The sequence below is a fragment of the Diaphorobacter caeni genome (genome assembly GCF_015354245.1).
GTDB classification, from domain to species: Bacteria; Pseudomonadota; Gammaproteobacteria; order Burkholderiales; family Burkholderiaceae_C; genus Diaphorobacter_A; species Diaphorobacter_A caeni.
Genome location: NZ_JADKYZ010000010.1, coordinates 147980 through 164604, shown reverse-complemented (window position 1 = coordinate 164604; position 16625 = coordinate 147980). Strand labels below are relative to the sequence as shown.

General features: G+C 59.8%; 14 protein-coding genes. 1 reads left to right on the top strand and 13 read right to left on the bottom strand.

Features of this window, described 5'->3' with window-relative positions:
• Positions 1-7: 7 nt before the first annotated feature.
• The 8 genes from ISG32_RS23030 to ISG32_RS22995 form a co-directional block, all read right to left on the bottom strand.
• Positions 8-1885, bottom strand: coding sequence for a TRAP transporter large permease (locus ISG32_RS23030; RefSeq protein ID WP_194773368.1), 1878 nt, complete (start codon positions 1883-1885; stop codon positions 8-10).
• Between the two features lie 127 nt (positions 1886-2012).
• Positions 2013-2915, bottom strand: a complete 903-nt coding sequence (gene ltnD / locus ISG32_RS23025; protein ID WP_194773437.1) for an L-threonate dehydrogenase — start codon at positions 2913-2915, stop codon at positions 2013-2015.
• Entirely contained in the window at positions 2906-4489 is a 1584-nt protein-coding gene (locus ISG32_RS23020; protein WP_194773367.1) for an acyl-CoA synthetase, read from the bottom strand. Before ISG32_RS23020 ends, ltnD begins: the two co-directional genes overlap by 10 nt.
• Entirely contained in the window at positions 4486-5646 is a 1161-nt protein-coding gene (locus ISG32_RS23015; RefSeq protein WP_194773366.1) for an acetyl-CoA acetyltransferase, read from the bottom strand. Before ISG32_RS23015 ends, ISG32_RS23020 begins: the two co-directional genes overlap by 4 nt.
• A 34-nt stretch (positions 5647-5680) precedes the next feature.
• Positions 5681-6691 carry a TRAP transporter substrate-binding protein gene (locus tag ISG32_RS23010; protein ID WP_194773365.1) on the bottom strand — a complete coding sequence of 337 codons (1011 nt, stop codon included), beginning with the start codon at positions 6689-6691 and terminating at the stop codon, positions 5681-5683.
• Positions 6692-6743: 52 nt separating this feature from the next.
• Entirely contained in the window at positions 6744-7541 is a 798-nt protein-coding gene (locus ISG32_RS23005) for an SDR family NAD(P)-dependent oxidoreductase (RefSeq protein ID WP_194773364.1), read from the bottom strand.
• A gap of 72 nt (positions 7542-7613) precedes the next feature.
• Positions 7614-8630 (bottom strand): PDR/VanB family oxidoreductase, encoded by a 1017-nt coding sequence (locus tag ISG32_RS23000; protein WP_194773363.1) that lies wholly within the window; start codon positions 8628-8630, stop codon positions 7614-7616.
• Between the two features lie 66 nt (positions 8631-8696).
• The gene (locus ISG32_RS22995) at positions 8697-10223 is read right to left on the bottom strand and encodes a Rieske 2Fe-2S domain-containing protein (protein ID WP_194773362.1); all 1527 of its coding nucleotides are present in this window, start codon (positions 10221-10223) and stop codon (positions 8697-8699) included.
• A 334-nt stretch (positions 10224-10557) separates the two neighbouring features.
• Between ISG32_RS22995 and ISG32_RS22990 the strand changes: the two genes are divergently transcribed.
• Positions 10558-11454: a LysR substrate-binding domain-containing protein gene (locus ISG32_RS22990; RefSeq protein ID WP_194773361.1), complete on the top strand. Its 897-nt coding sequence runs from the start codon at positions 10558-10560 to the stop codon at positions 11452-11454.
• 48 nt (positions 11455-11502) lie between these two features.
• On the opposite strand, the gene ISG32_RS22985 is transcribed toward ISG32_RS22990, so the two are convergent.
• The 5 genes from ISG32_RS22985 to ISG32_RS22965 form a co-directional block, all read right to left on the bottom strand.
• Positions 11503-11691: a DUF2970 domain-containing protein gene (locus ISG32_RS22985; RefSeq protein WP_194773360.1), complete on the bottom strand. Its 189-nt coding sequence runs from the start codon at positions 11689-11691 to the stop codon at positions 11503-11505.
• A 32-nt stretch (positions 11692-11723) separates the two neighbouring features.
• Positions 11724-13001, bottom strand: coding sequence for a c-type cytochrome (locus ISG32_RS22980; protein WP_194773359.1), 1278 nt, complete (start codon positions 12999-13001; stop codon positions 11724-11726).
• Entirely contained in the window at positions 12998-13708 is a 711-nt protein-coding gene (locus ISG32_RS22975) for a c-type cytochrome (RefSeq protein ID WP_194773358.1), read from the bottom strand. Before ISG32_RS22975 ends, ISG32_RS22980 begins: the two co-directional genes overlap by 4 nt.
• Positions 13709-13763: 55 nt before the next feature.
• Entirely contained in the window at positions 13764-14918 is a 1155-nt protein-coding gene (locus ISG32_RS22970) for an acyl-CoA dehydrogenase family protein (protein WP_194773357.1), read from the bottom strand.
• Positions 14919-15079: 161 nt separating this feature from the next.
• Positions 15080-16507 (bottom strand): aminotransferase-like domain-containing protein, encoded by a 1428-nt coding sequence (locus ISG32_RS22965; protein ID WP_194773356.1) that lies wholly within the window; start codon positions 16505-16507, stop codon positions 15080-15082.
• Positions 16508-16625 lie beyond the last annotated feature (118 nt).

The following is a 16625-nucleotide window of genomic DNA, read 5'->3' as shown; positions in this document are numbered from 1 at the left end:
ATGCCGATCAGAGAAAGCCGATCGAGAACCACGGCACGGCAGCGATAACAATGATGCCGATCAGCAATGCAAGCATGTAGCCGATGATGGGTTTTATGCCCGCATCGGGATTCACACGCGCGATAGCGCAGGCTGCGTAGTAGCCAACACCCAAAGGTGGTGCGAACAGGCCCAGCCCCATGGAGAGAATTACTATCATGGCGTAATGCACTTCATGCACTCCGACGTCACGCGCAATGGGAAAAAGCAGCGGCCCAAACAGCACGATAGCCGGAATCCCCTCCAACACTGCACCGAGAATGATGAAAGCCACGATCGATGCAAACAGGAACATCGGAATTCCGCCTGGCAGGGCTTTCATCAGGTTAGCCAGACTGTCCGAGAAACCCGATTGAGTCAGCCCCCATGCCATCGCAGTCGCCGTCCCGATGATGAACAGAATTGCACCTGACAGCGATGCCGTACTGACTAATGCCCCGCGCAGCTGACGCCAAGGGAACTGGCGATAGATGAGCAAGCCAGCCAGAATCGCGTAGCCAATGCCGAGGGTTGAGACCTCGGTAGCCGTTGCCACGCCTTCAACCACCGCAGCACGGATGATGAAGGGCAAGGCCAGCGCGGGCAGCGCTATGACAAACAGTCGTAGAACATCTTTCCATGGTGCGCGCGTCACATGGCTCAGATCCTCATGCCGATAGCGGCGCCACACCACCAGACACAGCACCAAACCTAACACCACAGCTGGTACCAGTCCGCCCGTGAACAAGGCCGCGATGGAGACACCGGTAACAGAGCCAATGGTGATAAGCACCAAGCTGGGCGGCACGGTCTCGGTCTGTGCTCCAGTAGCAGCCAGCAATGCCACCAAATCTCCCTCCTCGGCGCCGCGTTTCTTCATCTCAGGGAACAGAGCTGGAGCTATGGCTGCCATATCGGCCGCCTTCGAACCGGAAATGCCGGAAACCAGATACATGGCACCGATCAGCACGTAGGACAGACCGCCTTTGACGTGGCCCAGCAAACTCGCCAAGAATGCCACCATAGCCTTGGCCATGCCGGTCATCTCGATCAGCAAGCCCAGGAAAACAAAAAGCGGCACTGCCAGCAGGATCAGGTGCGACATGCCTTCATCCATGCGACCAATGACCACTGGCAGAGGCGTGCTCGTTGACAACGCAAGGTAGCCAAAGGTTGCTAGACCAAACGAAAACCCGATCGGGACGCCGGAAAAGACGCATAGTGCCGTAACACCCACGAAGAAAATAACAAGATTGACATTGCCCAGATCCTCGAACAACGGACGGGCGAACCAGAAGGCACCCACGATGACCACCACCGAAATGACAGCATGGAACAAATGCTTCGGGCTAGTCGTGTTCAGGAGCCTCATACTGCCAAATAGCGCCATCAGTCCAATTCCCACCGGCAGCGCCGCTGCGCGCCACGCGTTCGACAGCTCCAGTGCAGGGGTTGTGACGACGGCTTCCTCGCTGGCATATTCCCATGCGGGCCAAGCCGCGATTGCCAGGAAGGCCAGGCATGCGGCAATCCCTATCGCTTCGAACAGCGCCTGGCGCTCGGCGCTCAGTTTGCTGACGACGGCGGTCATCCGCATATGCTCGCCACGGCGCAATGCGCAGACCGCCCCCAACGCTGCAAGCCACATGAACAGAATGGAGGCAAGTTCGTCGGACCACACCAGTGGGGCGTGCAAGATGAAGCGCGAGATTACGCCCCAGAGCAGCACGCCAATTTCGACGACCACGAGCAGCGCAGCTGCCGCATCGACGATCGCCCCAAAAAATCGGTCAATCGGAGAAAGTACACCGCTGCGAGCGACAGGCATGGGCCCGTGACCATGCAATTCGTTAGAGGAAATGCTCATATCGCACCTCCCCTTTGCAGCCAACGCTGGTGAGCGCGCGCAGTTTGGTTTTCGGGATGCATATGTGTCTCCTTTTTGTTGAATCAGCTATACGCGACCGGAACATCTGCTTCATCCGGCCCTGGGCTCACTGCAAGCCGCGATGGCCTGGCAGGGAGATTCCTGGAAAGGTCTTGATCACCGCGGTGTCGTCCTCGCCACCGAGGCCGTCACAAGATGCTCTGGCAAACATCTGATATGCCGCTGTGGTCAACGGCAGTGGAAAGTGGCTGGTGCGGGCAGCATCGAGCACCAGTTCCAGATCCTTGACGAAGATGTCGAGGGCGGTGTGCGGTGGCATGTAGCCGCCGCTCAGGATGCGTGGCACGCGATCCGCGAAGGCCCAGGAATTGCCGGCGCTGTTCGTGATCACCTCGTGCAGCACCTCGGGATTCACGCCTTCGCGCAACCCCAGCGCCATGGCCTCTGCCGCCGCAGCGATATGGACGCTCACCAATAGCTGGTTGATGAGTTTGATCTTGGAAGCTGCGCCGTAGACACCACCCAACCGATAGACCTTCTTGGCGATGGCCTGGAGAATGTCTTCGCACACGTGATAGGCCGCTGGCGGCCCAGAAGTCATCAGCGTCAGCTTGCCTTCCGCCGCGCCTTGCACGCCGCCGCTCACAGGAGCTTCCAGCAGCAGAATCTCCCCTTCGGCAAGCACCTTGCCGAGCGTTTGCATGAATTCCGGGGCGGCGGTCACGCAACAGATCACAGCCGCCCCAGGAGGCAGCGCGCGTGCGGCGCCTCCTTCACCAAACATCGCCTGCAACGTCTGCTGCGCATTGACGACGAACACCATCACCACCGAGCATTTGGAAGCTAGCGCGGCTGGCGTCTGGTGCGCTTGACCACCTGCGGCAGCAAATGCATCCAGTGCTTGCTGCCGCACATCACAGCCATGCACTGCAAAGCCCTTACCAAGCAGCACACGCGCCACGCCCAGCCCCATGGCACCCAACCCGATGATGCCGACGTTCATGGCGATATATCTCCACGCTCGTAAAGGGCCTGCCGAACGTCCTTCTTGGTGATCTTGCCGTAGCCTGATTTCGGCAACACTTCCCAGAAGAAGATATGCCGGGGCCAGCGATAGCGAGCGCAGCGCCCGTCCAGGTGTTCCAGCAGGTCCTCAGGCGTTACCGGCGCAGCATGCTTACTGCGCACGACGACAGCCACGCCAACTTCACCCCACTTGGGGTCTGGCACGCCCAGCACGGCCACCTCGGCCACGCCGGGGTGTTGCAGCAGAACTTCTTCCACCTCGCGCGGATAGACGTTCGATCCGCCCGAGATATACATATCTGACTCGCGACCTGTGATGTAGAGCAGACCGCGCGCATCCATCTTCCCCAGGTCACCGGTATGGAACCAGCCACCGTGCAGTGCTTTTTCCGTTGCACCAGGGTTGTTGTGATAGCCAGAGAAAACGCCGGGGCCTCGGCAGCAGATCTCGCCCACAACGCCCATCGGAACCCGTGCGAGGTTTTCATCCAGCACCGCTACTTCCATCCCGGTGCGTGGGCGGCCGCAAGAGCCGATGTTGGCATTGACGTCGTCGTCATCGGCCGAATGCATCGCGGGAGGCAGCACCGTGATGCAGCCGGTGACTTCACCCAGACCGAAATATTGCACCAGTACGTTGCCGAGTTTTCTCAGCGCCAATCTCTGATCGGCCCGGTACATCGGCGCCCCGGCATAGACCATGTAACGTAGCGAACTGTGGTCGTATTGATCGACGGAGGGATGTTCCACCAACATCTTCACGATGGTCGGCACGGTGAACAGGTTGCTGACCTTGTGGGTTTGCACCAGTTGCCAGAACAAGTCGGGATCAAGCTTCTCACTCGGCATCAGCACGGTGCACGCGCCACGCGCGACATTCAGCAAGGCATGGATGCCGGCTCCGTGCGACAGCGGTGCGACCGCTATCGAGCAATCACGCTCCGTCGTGCCTGGGATGAGGTCGGCGAGATGGTTGGTAACCACAAAAGCCATCTGCCCATGCGTAAGCACTCCAGCCTTGGGCTTGCCGGTAGTACCCGACGTATAGAAGTACCAAAGTGGGTCGTCATAGCCCACGGTGGCAGGCTCCTGCCACTCTCCCGTATGGCGGCTTGCCAGTTCTTCGTAGCTGTGCTCACCCGTACGCGGCTCACCGATGCATACGACATGCGTTAACTCGCTAGAGGCCAGCCGGACTGCATCGACATGGGCGGGAAAGTCCGCCTCGTAGATGACCGCCTTCGCACCGCTGGAAGCACCCAGATAGGCCACCTCTGCAGGCGTCAGGCGGAAGTTGGTCGGTACCCAGACACAGCCCAGACGAAAGGCGACCCAACAGCTCTCGAACAATTGGAGGTTGTTGCGCGACTGCACCAGGATTTTGTCGCCTTTGCCCAAACCCAGGCCGCGTAAGGCAGCCACCATGGCGTCTACACGTCGGTCAATTTCACCCCAGGTCCATTGTTGCTCGCCATGGATAAGGCCTGGCTTGTCTGGAAACAGCAGCGCCGTTTGCCGCAGCAGACAGCCCAGATTCATGGTCTGCGCTGGATTCATGCCGCCTCCAGCACACTGAGATAGTTCGCCACTGCCGCGCCACCCATGTTGAAGGCTGCGCCCACCCCTGCATCGCGAATTTGCATGGCGCCGGCCTGACCGGCCAGTTGCATCGCAAGCATGACATACATGGACACACCGGTGGCTCCGATGGGGTGTCCCCGCGACTTCAAGCCTCCAGAGGGATTGACGGGTAGCTTCCCGTCCTTGGCCGTGACACCGTCCAGAATCACTCGCGCCCCTTGTCCATGGGGCGCAAGACCCATGGCCTCGTATTCGAGCAATTCCGCAATGGTGAAGCAATCGTGCGTTTCGACCAGGTCGAGGTCGGCGAGTGATACGCCTGCACTCGCCAGGCCACGCGACCAGGCAAGCGCGGCGCCTTCGAAGCGCGTAGGGTCTCGCATGGACAGTGGCAGAAACTCGTTGACCTGGGTACGGGAACGCCAACGAACGGATGGCGCACCCGACTGTGGTTCCATGGACAGCACCATGGCTGCGGCGCCGTCCGACACCAGAGAGCAGTCCGAACGCTTGAGCGGCCCCGCCAACAGCGGATTCTTGTCGGATACGTTACGGCAGAACTCGTATCCGAGATCCCGGCGCATATGGGCATAGGGGTTGTCCACGCCATTGCTATGGTTCTTGGCTGCAATGGCAGCGAGTGCGTCTGATTGATCGCCGAAGCGCTGGAAATACTCTGCAGCGATCCCGCCAAAGACGCCCGCGAAGCCTCCCGGCGTTCCCCCCTCCTGCGCAACATAGGAGCACTTCAGGAGAACTTCGCCAATCTGGGCAGCTGGAAGCGTGTTCATCTTCTCGAACCCGATGACCAAGGCACGCTTGACGCGGCCACTCTCCAGCGCATCCAGCGCCGCCCAGATCGCGGCGGACCCAGTGGCGCAGGCATTCTCCAGTCGCACGGCGGGCGTATGCCGGAACTCGGGCATAGCCACCGCGACGAGCGAGGCGCTAAAGTCTTGGTTGACAAATCCGCCGTTGAATGTCCCGACGAAAATGCCGTCAATGTCGGCGGCATCGACATTGGCCATGGCAAGCGCCGGCAGGGCTGCATCCCGAATCAACGGCTCCAGTCCGACCTGATCCAGTTTGCCGAAGCTGGTGTGTCCCCAGCCGATGATGTGCGGATTAGCCATGCGTGAACCCATTCTTCAGAAGCTCGCGGCCGTCTCAGGCCAGCTTACCCACTGCCGACTCCAATTGCGCCCATGCCTCGGCGCCGAACTTGCTCTTCCACTCGGCGTAGAACTTGGCCTCTTGCAGTGCTGCACGAAACGGTGCCGGATCTGGCTTATTGAAAACCATGCCTTTGCCCGCGAGCTCGTCCTGCAGCGAGACCGCCAGCTTCTCGCTGTCCGCTCGTTGGGCCAGAGCAGCTGCCTCGAAATGCTTCGAGACGATCTCGCGCATTGGGGATGGGATGGCTTCGAAGGCACGCTTGTTGCTGACAAGCCAGTAGCCATCCCAGACATGGCTGGTGAGTGCACACGATTTCTGCACTTCGTAGAGCTTGGCTGTCGAAATCAGAGGCAGTGGGTTTTCCTGGGCCTCGACCACCTTGGTTTGCAGGGAGCTGTAGAGTTCGTTGAAATTGATGGGTGTGGGCGCCGCCTTCAACGACTTGAACAGCGATACCAGCAATGGGCTCTGGGGAACGCGGATCTTGAGGCTGGCAAGATCGGCCGGCGCATTGACGGTCTTGTACGACGTGATGTGGCGGAAACCGTTGTCCCAAACCTTGTCGAAGACAACGAGATTGACCTTGGCAATGTGAGCGCGGATGTATTTTCCAAGATCACCGTCCATGGCTTTCCAGACGGCGGGATAGTCAGCAAAGGCAAAGCCCACGCTGTTGAGAGAGGCCATCGGCACCAGATTTGCAAGCACGACGCCGGGCACCGTCAGGAACTCGATGCCGCCAGAGCGTACCTGGCTGAGCATGTCGGTATCCGAGCCGAGCTGCCCGTTCGGGAACACACGAATGTTGACCTTCCCGCCAGTCTCGGCCTTGATCTTTTCTGTGGCCTCCGTCAGCCGGATGTAGATGGGGTGCGTGACCGGCACATTGGTGGCCACCTTGTAGTTGAAAGTGCCTGCCTGGGCGCGGGCGGCCGAGCCGGCAAAGCCGGCCAAGCCAACAGCGGAAGTTGCCTTCAAGAGGTCGCGACGGGAAATGCTCATGGTTTGTCTCCAGTAGTTGTAGAAAGAACCCGAAAGTGTTGGAGGCCGCGCTTTAGGCGCAGCGCGCAGTGAGCCCGCCATCAACGACCAGCGTCGTGCCGGTGACGTAACGGGACTCGTCGCTGGCGAGATAGAGCGCGGCATAGGCGGTATCCCAAGCGTCGCCCATCTTTCCGCTCGGTGTCAGCTTGTCGCGCTGCTCGATCATCGAATCGACATTGCCGCCATAGGTCTTGGCAAGCGGTTCGCGGATGAGCGGTGTGTTCATGAACCCGGGCAGCACGCAATTCGCGCGGATGCCGGAGGCCGCATACTGGACGGCCATGTTGGAAGTCATTGCCACCATGGCCGCTTTGGCTGCGCTGTAGGCAAGATAGGGAAAGCCGAGCCAGCGCACGGCGGCAATGGACGCGATATTGACGATGGAGCCGGACCGATGCGCAAGCATGTGCGGAATCACATGTTTGCAGGTGAGGAAGACGCTAGTCTGGTTGACTGCGATCACTCGATCCCAACTTGCTTCGGACGTTTCGACCGGACCACCTGTCTCGACAATGCCGACGTTGTTGTGCAGCACGTCGATGCGCTCATACTTGGCGATGCACGCTTCCACCATGTCCTCGATGTCGGACGCGCTCGATACATCGGCCCTAAAGGCCACACATTGCCCCCCCTCCGACTCAATCACGCGTTGCGTGTCCCGGGCCGCCTCGATCCGGTAGTCCACGGCGAATACCTTCGCCCCTTCGCGCGCATAGAGTGCTGCCGCAGCCTTGCCGTTGCTCCAGCCCTCTCCCGACGATCCCGCGCCGGTGACGATCACCACCTTGTCTTGCATCCGTCCAGCCATGCTTCATCCTGTGCGTCAAAAACTTGATTCCGTTGACCGGAAGCGCCTCGCTCGAAAATTCGGCCTGCAGCCCTAGAGATCGAGTACGAGAACCGAGCTGGTGGCCCGGGAAACGCATGCAGTCAGGCATGTTCTGCGTTCGTCGTCGCTGAGAATGAAGTCGTTGTGCTGAACTTCACCTTCGAGATAGCCGACCTTGCAAGCGCCACAGAGCCCGGCCTCGCAGGAGGTTTCAACGGCCACACCAGCCTCGGCCAGGACTTGCACGATGCTGCGATCTGCGGGTACGCCGTACACAGCACCAGTGCTGGCGAGCTTCACCGAGAACTCGGCATCGCCAGATTGGCCTTGGTGCGCCTGAGCCAACGCTTCGGGCGATGCAGGTGGAGGCACAGGGGCTTTGAAGTGCTCGGAATGCACCGTGCCTGCATCCCAATGCACAGAAGCTTTCTCGCAAGCAGCCATGAAGCCGCCGGGGCCGCAGAAATAGAGATGCGCTCCCTCGGGCTGCACCTTCAGGAGGGCCTGGATATCAAGGCCATCGACAGGATTTCCCCTGTCGAAGTGGAATGCAATGCGTGCAGGGTCGAGCTCGGTCTGGAGTTCCTTGAAAAACGCTGCATGCGCCTCGGTCTTGGCACAGTAGTGCAACTGATAGTCTTCGCCATCAATCTGCAATTGGTGTGCCATCGCTTTCAGCGGCGTGACACCGATGCCGCCTGCAACCAAGATGTGCTTCCTCGCGCCAGACACCAGACTGAAGTTGTTCCGGGGACGGCTCACTTCAACAATCTGCTCCACCTGCAGTTGATCGTGGATGGCTTTGGAGCCACCGCGCCCCCACTCATCTCGCAACACAGCAATGACGTAGCGGTGGCGTTCGGAAGGGTCGTTGCACAACGAATACTGGCGCGTCGGGCCATTCGGTACATGGATGTCGATGTGCGAACCCGCCTCGACTGGCGGCAGCGGCTCGCCGGCAGGATCGACCAGCTCATACGAGCGGATCCCGGTGGCTTCGTATGTGATCGAGCGGATAAGCAACTTCAGTCGCGAAGACGAAGCTGCACCTTGAGAAGATGTAGACATGACGATTTCCTAAGGCCTGGATTTGCCCGTGCCTGCACACACGGCACGGGCTATCGGTGAGTGGGGTTAAGCGGCTTGCATGGAGCGCTCCAGCTCCGAGACCCGCTGCTTCACGAATACGTCTCGCGCCTGCCCTTTGAGCGCGTCGCTTTCCGTGAGAATTTCTGCAATCCGCTTGGTCAGATGGCGTCGGCGCTCGACCTCTTCCTCGATGGTCTTTCCCTCCGGGATGTCCAACACGTAGTCGGAGCAGAAGCTGTTCGGCGCCCCGCCCTCGGTTTGGAACCATTGCAGGAAGCCGTCGGCGCTGGCAGGAGGGTTGGCGCCGCGCAGGCCGTCGCGGAGCATCTTTCTGAAGATATAGACCCCGGAATCGAACTTGGTCGGATGCTCCAGCGCATGAACCGCGATGGGGCGCTGGCTGATGATCGCCTCGTAGTCGCCGGGCGCATACTGGGCATCCTTGTATGCGGCTCGTTCACGATGGTTGGAAGGAATCGGTGGCAGGTCTTCGAGCTTGTATTTCCCAAATCGCTCAGGACGTCGCATGGCAACCTGTCCATCGAGAAAGTCGATGCTCTCGTATCCCACCAGCTCACGCCGTTGCTTGCTACGCACGTCGATGCCAGGGCCCATGATCTGCCAGCCGATCATCTTGCTGTTGACGTCATCGACCGGCACCGTCCAACGCACGATGTTCAAGCGGCCAAAGACCTTGCGCTCGGAACCATCTTCATGAACGTAGGCATGCAGGCTGATGTTAGGCAGCACCTGATGCTGGACGCGCACAAATATCCGATCAGGATTGACGCGCCGCGCGCCGAAACAGGCCAGGCCGCGTCCCCCATGTACAGGCACGAAATGCATGTCAGGCGCGACTTCGAGTGCGCCGTAGCTGGTCTCATTGAAGGTGGTTTCCTGGAACCGGCCATCGACCACATACTTGGCTGCGTGCAAGGCGGCGGTGTGGAAATTGTCGGCAGCGTTGTCCTGAACCTGCAGCCAGTTGCAATGCTGCCAGTTGGTATACGGCACAAGCTCGTCGCCCGGAGCCACCGTGAAGTTTTCTTCCCACTTCGGGAAAGGCGGTTCTTTTTCGGGGTCGCCCATGTAGGCGAATACCAGGCCGTGGTACTCGACTGCGCGGTATGCCCCCTGACGCACGGTGCAGGCGTATTTTTCCGCGTCCTTTTCCTCACCTTTGGGAAAGGGCACTTCGATGCAGGTGCCGTCGATATCCCAGACCATGCCGTGATAACAGCAGCGGATGCCACGCTCCTGAATAGAACCATACTCGAGCGAGGTTCCGCGATGTGCGCAATGAGCATGCAGTACACCTACCCGGCCGCTCTTGTCACGGAATGCCACGAGATCCTCACCCAAGATGCGCACGAATAGAGGCGTATCGGTAAGTTCGGCAACCATACATACCGGCGTCCAGAAACGCCGCATGTATTCCCCCATGGGTGTGCCTGGTCCCACGGCGGTCAGCTCCATATCTGGATCTGGGACTTTGTTCAGAAAATATCCCCCATAGGGGATGATTTTTTTCGGCGCCGCACCCATTGACGGCTTGTCTGATTTCTCGTCCATGGCTTGTCTCCTGGCGAATCTAGGTATCGAAATTCCGGGCTGCGCTGGCACCCCCATTGAATTGACCATCCACGTCTTGGTGCGGGTTACAGGTCTCACCAGAATTGATCGAGACACTCGCAATTCCGGACACCCAAATCATCGCCGCCGCCTTGATCGGTGACAAACGATAGGTGTTCAAGTCATAGATGAATCAGATTCACATGAGCACCCAAAAAGAGCCCGATAGAACCACGCAAGATGCATCTCGTTGGATAATTGGAGGCAGCATCAGCGGCTCATGCGAATGAGCAACCGGCTCTAGGTTTGACCTGGAACAAGGACAAGAAGGCGTATGAGACGTATCCCCAACTTTGTGCTGCTTCGCGCGTTCGAGGCAGCGGCTCGGCTACAGAGCTTCACGCGCGCAGCGCATGAGTTGCACTTGACGCCATCAGCCATCAGCCACCAGGTCAAGGAACTTGAAGAACTCCTCGGACGGCGCCTATTTGTTCGCCTGCATCGCCAGGTGGAAGTCACTCCCGAGGGCCGGCGCCTGCATCAAGGTCTCAGCCGAGTCTTCGATGCTCTGGAAGCCAGTTGCAACGAGGTCGGACTGGCCCCCGAAGGGCAGGTGCTCACAGTCCACTGTGCGCCCAGTCTGGCGTCCAAGTGGCTGGGGCCGAGGCTGCCAAAATTCATGCGGGATCACCCATCTATCACCATCCGTCTCTCTACAGGCGCTGAGCCATTGGATCTCACCACGGCACGGGAATTGGATGTGCTTATTTCATATGGCCGAGCCGTGCAGCGCCCAGGTGTCGATATCACTCCCATGGGGAAGGAACTGATCGTGCCCATGTGCGCTCCGGCGCTGCGCAAACATGGACTTCCGCTTGCCGATCAAATCACACAAATGACATTGATCGAATCACAGCTCAATCCGGTGACCTGGCATGATTGGTTCGCGCGCAATCAACTTGATATGCGATCGCAGACGCGGCTGTCATTTGACCGTGCTGCGATGTCTGTATCTGCTGCGGTTGATGGTGTCGGAATTGCACTTGAGAGCACGCGACTCGCAGAACGCGAGCTCTCAAGAGGCGAGTTGATCATTCTCGGAATCAAGACATTTCAACAATTCGAAGCTGAGATTCACTTTTTTTCGCAGCGCACAAATGAGCGCCATCTGGAGAAAATCCAGATTTTCAAAGACTGGCTTTTTGGCGAAATCAGATGCGCACTCTATTAATCGCGGATAGCGACGCGTATTAACGGCAGTACTCAAGTCGCAGGACACTCACCATCCTGCCGCCCACTTCGCTGTTCCGACCAGTCCACCGACAAGCAACAGCACGAACACGACGGCCAGTACGAGGATCCAGGCGAGACTGCCTTGATCCGCTCTTTTGTCGGCGTCGGTACGACGTCCCCCAAGGCCAATCAATGCCCAGAGAACGGCTTGCAGGGAGCTGAGAAATTTCCGCATGATCGATCCATTAACGAAGACTCCAGCGCGCATCAGCGCCGCATCACCTGGAGCATAGAAACCTCCGGAGCGTTATTTCCCCAGCTGCCTCGCACATAGGTCAGCACCGCAGCAATGTCCTCATCAGCGAGCACATGACCAAATGGCGGCATTCCGTAAGGACGGGGATTGCCTTCGGTGGTCGGAGCGTATCCGCCGAACCGCAGCATCTGCATCGGGTTGGATGGGCTGGCAAGATTCACCGCGCGGTTCGCAGCCAAGGGGGGATACATGCCTGTCTTGCCTTCTCCCGACTCCCCGTGGCAGGAAGCACAATGCAGCGAGTAGATCTTTTCGCCGCGCTGCATCAGCGCCCCACTGCGCTGCAACGGCACGGGCTGCTGCATCGCCGAGCCGTGCGATGGAAGCGCTTGGAGATAGACAGCCATTGCATGAAGATCGCTCTCGCTCAAATGCTGAGTGCTGCGATACACCACTTCTGCCATCGGGCCAGACACTGATGCACGAGGCGTGACACCGGTCTTCAGCAGCGCCACGACCTCAGCGGTCGGCCAACTCTTCAGGCCCGCTTCCGCGTCGGAGTCAAGCGCCGGCGCATACCAACCCTCGCCGGGCAACTGTCCTCCATCCAGGCGATCCCAGTTGGTGGTTGCTCCCAGGCTATTGCGAGCGCCGTGGCAGGCGATGCAATGGCCCAGCCCATTAACGAGATAGGCGCCGCGATTCCATTCCTCAGATCGCTGACTTTGCGCTGCGAAGCCGTCAGGACGGAAGTACAGCGCACGCCACACCGCCAGTGCCGCCTGAGTGTTGTAGGGAAAGCCCAAAGCGTGAGCCTTATTTTCCTTGGAGACAGGAGGCAAGGTGCGCAGCCACGCATAGATGGCATCAGAGTCCTCGCGCGTGATCTGGGTGTAGCTCGTATACGGAAAAGCCGGGTATAGCAACCGCCCATCCCGGGCCCGGCCATTGTGCATGGCACGCCAAAAGTGATCTGGCGACCAAGTGCCTATGCCGGTGCTTGGATCCGGCGTGAGATTGCTCGCGTAGATGGTCCCGAAGGGCGTCTTGATGCCGAGCCCGCCAGCGTATTCAGCACCTCCGCGCGTTGTATGGCAGCTCGCGCAGTTGCCAGCCAGCGCCAGATAGCGGCCGCGTTCAATCTGATCCGGTGAAAACGTCGATGGTACGGCATCGCTCACGATGGAGGCCTCGCCGCGCTTGTTGAGCATGATTACCGTGGCAGCAAGCGCTATGAGCGTGACGGTCAGGACGAGCAATACCAACCAAAGTCTGCGGTGCGCTTTCATGGATGGGTCTCCATGGCGCTGCAGGGCATAGTCGGCTTGGCCGGCAGCGCTACAACAGGCTTGTTGTCCATTGGTACGGGTTGAATCTCAAGCCATGCCACCACAGCCTGAATGTCTTCGCTGTTCAGCTTGCGTCCGACTTCTGCCATGCAATCGGGAGCGATCGCCCGGCGCTGACCCGTCACCCAAGCCCCCAACTGCGCGGCCACATATATTCGCGGCAGTCCGAGCAAGCTCGGAACGCTCGGCAGTGCGCCTGTCAATGCTTCGCCATGACAGCTTGCGCACGCGGGGATGTCGCGTGCCGGATCGCCGCTGAATACCAGCGTCTTTCCACGTGCAAGCTGCTGCGATGGCATTGAAGAAGCCGGTGGTGGTGGATAGGGGTAGTCCAGCGACGCAAAATATTCGGCAATGTCACGCAGATAAGCATCTGACATATTCGCCAGCAGGCCATTCATATATGTTTGCTGGCGGCGCCCGTCGCGAAAGTTGCGCAACTGCTCGAACAGATAACCAGCCGGCTTTCCCGCCAGACGGGGGAAATACTCGGAGTTCGTGGCCCGTCCCTCACGGCCATGACAGGTCGTACAGGCCGCGACACGGGCTGCCATGTCCTGCGAGGCGGGAACGGACTGCGCAAATGCAACACCTGCTAGCAGGCAAGCGGCGGACAGAACGAGGGATTGAATCAAGCGACCAGACATGGTCGCTCAATCATCGCCCGTATGCTCGACGGGCGGAAGGCGCAGATTCTTTGTTTTAGGGCGTATCAGATGCCTGCCGGTTGAGCAAGCTCAGTTGGATTTCCAACTGCGCGAGGCTTGGCGTGATAACAGGAATAAATGCCGACTCTCTCCAGCGTCGCGCGAATCCGGGGGCCTGATCGTCAAGATAGGCTTGACCACCCCAGGCCTGCAGTTCGAGATACAAAGCCTGCTGCACATGCCGCGCAAGCGCGATTCTCAAACGGAACAGAGCCGCAGGGTCACTGCTGAACACACCGCTTTGGAGACCGCCCAGCAGCTCTCCGGTGTCCTTCTCCAGTGCGAGGTGCAGTGTGGCGAGCGGTGCGCGCAGCACTTCGCGGCGGCCGACGCGCTCTTGCGCTGCCGCGATGCTGGCTCGCGCCAGCCCGATCGACATCCCGCATTGGAATCCGAGGAACTGGGGTCTGACTTGAGGAAGCCAGACAGTCAGGTTGTCGTGCAGCCTGTGTTCAGACCCGACGAAGACTCCTTCCAGCTCGACGGCTGCCACGTCACTGCCGCGCAGGCCCATCAATACGAGATCCTGGCTGCGGCGCACGCCTTGCAAGTCCGAGCGAAATGAGAACACCGGCACTGGGCCGGGAGTTGCCGGTTGCGCCGCAGCCGCAACACTGAACCCTCCGGCACGAAGATTCGTGACCCAGGGAAGGGTGCCGTCGATAAGCCACTGTTGGCCCTGCGCCCGGTCGGCCTGCCGGGCGATGACTTCCAGGGGCTCCAGGCCGCAAACGAATTTCATTGCATTGGACATGCCGATCGCACCAGCCCACTCGCCGGCAAGCAGTTTTGGCAGTTCCCGGTCGCGTAGCGCGGGGTTGTTACTGCGCACGACGCACTCGATATAGGTTCGGTGGCTCCATAGAACGAAAGAGGCCGTGAGCGAACGTTGAGCCAACTCCGCAATTGATTCAGCCGCGTCGGCCCAGGAACCGCCATCGCCGCCCAGTTCTTCAGCGACACCGATCCGCGTCAATCCGTCAGAAGCAAATTTCTGAAGAAGGTCAACGCTTGCTGGAGCATGGTCAAGCGGTTCGGCCAGGCTATCGAGCCAAACCGTGGAGCGGGTGTCGGCTCCCGGACTCCGTGGCAGATTACGGGCGGATGCACGGTTGGATTCAGGAAGGGAAATTGTTGCAATGCTTGGCATGAGATTTAGTGCCAAATCAGCCGTAAAGAAGTGGCTGCTCCATAAGGAAAAGTCAGGGCATGTGCCCCACTGGACTTCACCAATATGGCTCTAAACGGTCGCCAAAGAAAGCAGCAGATGCGGAATATTTGAACATATCAGGTTGCCCCGCCACTCACGGTTCACGGCGCCGAGCCGCGTTGGGCCAGCGAATTTGCGAGTTTCCCTAACTGCTTGAGCGCCGCGTCGAGCTGCGCAGAATCCGCCTGCCCGAAGTTGATGCGCAGATGATGGCGGAAGCGATGATCCGCAGAGAAGAGGTGCCCAGGCGCGCTGCTCACGTGATGGGCCAGTGCCAGCCGGTGCAATGCCAGCGCGTCGATGCGGCTGGGCAACTCGATCCACAGGAAGTAGCCGCCTTCCGGTGGCGAGGCCCGCGTTCCCGCCGGGAAGTGCTGGCCAATGGATCGCAGCGCCACGGCCCGATTCCCCTGCAACGTGAGTCTCAGGCGCCGCAAGTGGCGGTCGTAGCTGCCTTGCTGCAGATAGCGCGACAGCGCCTCCTGGGACGGTATCGCGGCGGTCAGCGAACTCATCAGCTTGCGCCGGGCAAGCGTGGCCGCGAAGCGTCCGGCGGCTACCCAGCCAATCCGGTAGCCGGGCGCGAGGGTCTTGGAAAACGAGCTGCAATGCAGCACCAGTCCCTCGGTGTCCCACGCCTTGGCGGGCCGAGGTTTGTGCGTTCCGAAATAGAGGTCGCCGTAGACGTCGTCCTCGATCAACGGGATCTGGCGCTCGGACAGCAGCCGCACCAGCGCCTGTTTGGCCTCGTCAGGCATCAGGCTGCCCAGGGGGTTCTGAAAATTCGGCATGAACCAACACGCCTTCACCGGGTGCCTTTCCAATATCGCGGCAAGGGCGGAAATATCCACGCCTGTGCGTGGATGGGTCTGCACCTCAATGGCGCGCAGGTTCAGGCGCTCCAGCGCCTGCAAGGCGCCGTAGAAGGTCGGCGATTCGACGGCCACCAAGTCGCCGGGCTGGGTGACGACTTCGAGGCTCAGGTTCAGCGCCTCCATCGCGCCGTTGGTGATGACCAATTCATGCGCGTCGATGGCAAAGGCCGTTGCCAGGTAGCGCAGCGTGATCTGCCGGCGCAGTTCAGGATTGCCTGGCGACAGATGCTCGACCGTGCGCCAGGGGTCGAGGTGGCGCATCGCCTTGCTCTGGGCCATCGCCAGTTTGTCGAGCGGGAACAGTGATGGATCGGGGAAAGCCGACCCGAGCGGAACCAGATCGCGGTCGCGCATGTGCTCCAGTAGCTGGAAGACGAGTTCGGAGACTTCGACGTCCTGTTGCTCGCCGCTGGGGCGGGAGGGCTCTGGCTCCGGCACAGTGGCGGCGGCAGCCGCTACGTAGTAGCCAGATCGCGGCCGCGCCTGGATCAGGCCGCGCCCTTCGAGCAGGTAGTAAGCCTGGAACACGGTGGACGGGCTGACACCGCGGCTGTCGCTGGTCTGGCGCACCGATGGCAATCGAGCACCTGGGGGCAATGTGCCATTGGCGATAGACTCAGCAATGTCGCCTGCGAGTTGCTCGTAGCGTTTCACTTTTTTTGATCCACACAGAAGGCATCACGGTGGAACTGATCCGTCTGGAAGCCTTTTAAGAGAGGATTTCCAGTATATCCATACGATCTGATACGGTCTATTTTGAGAATTCTGCATA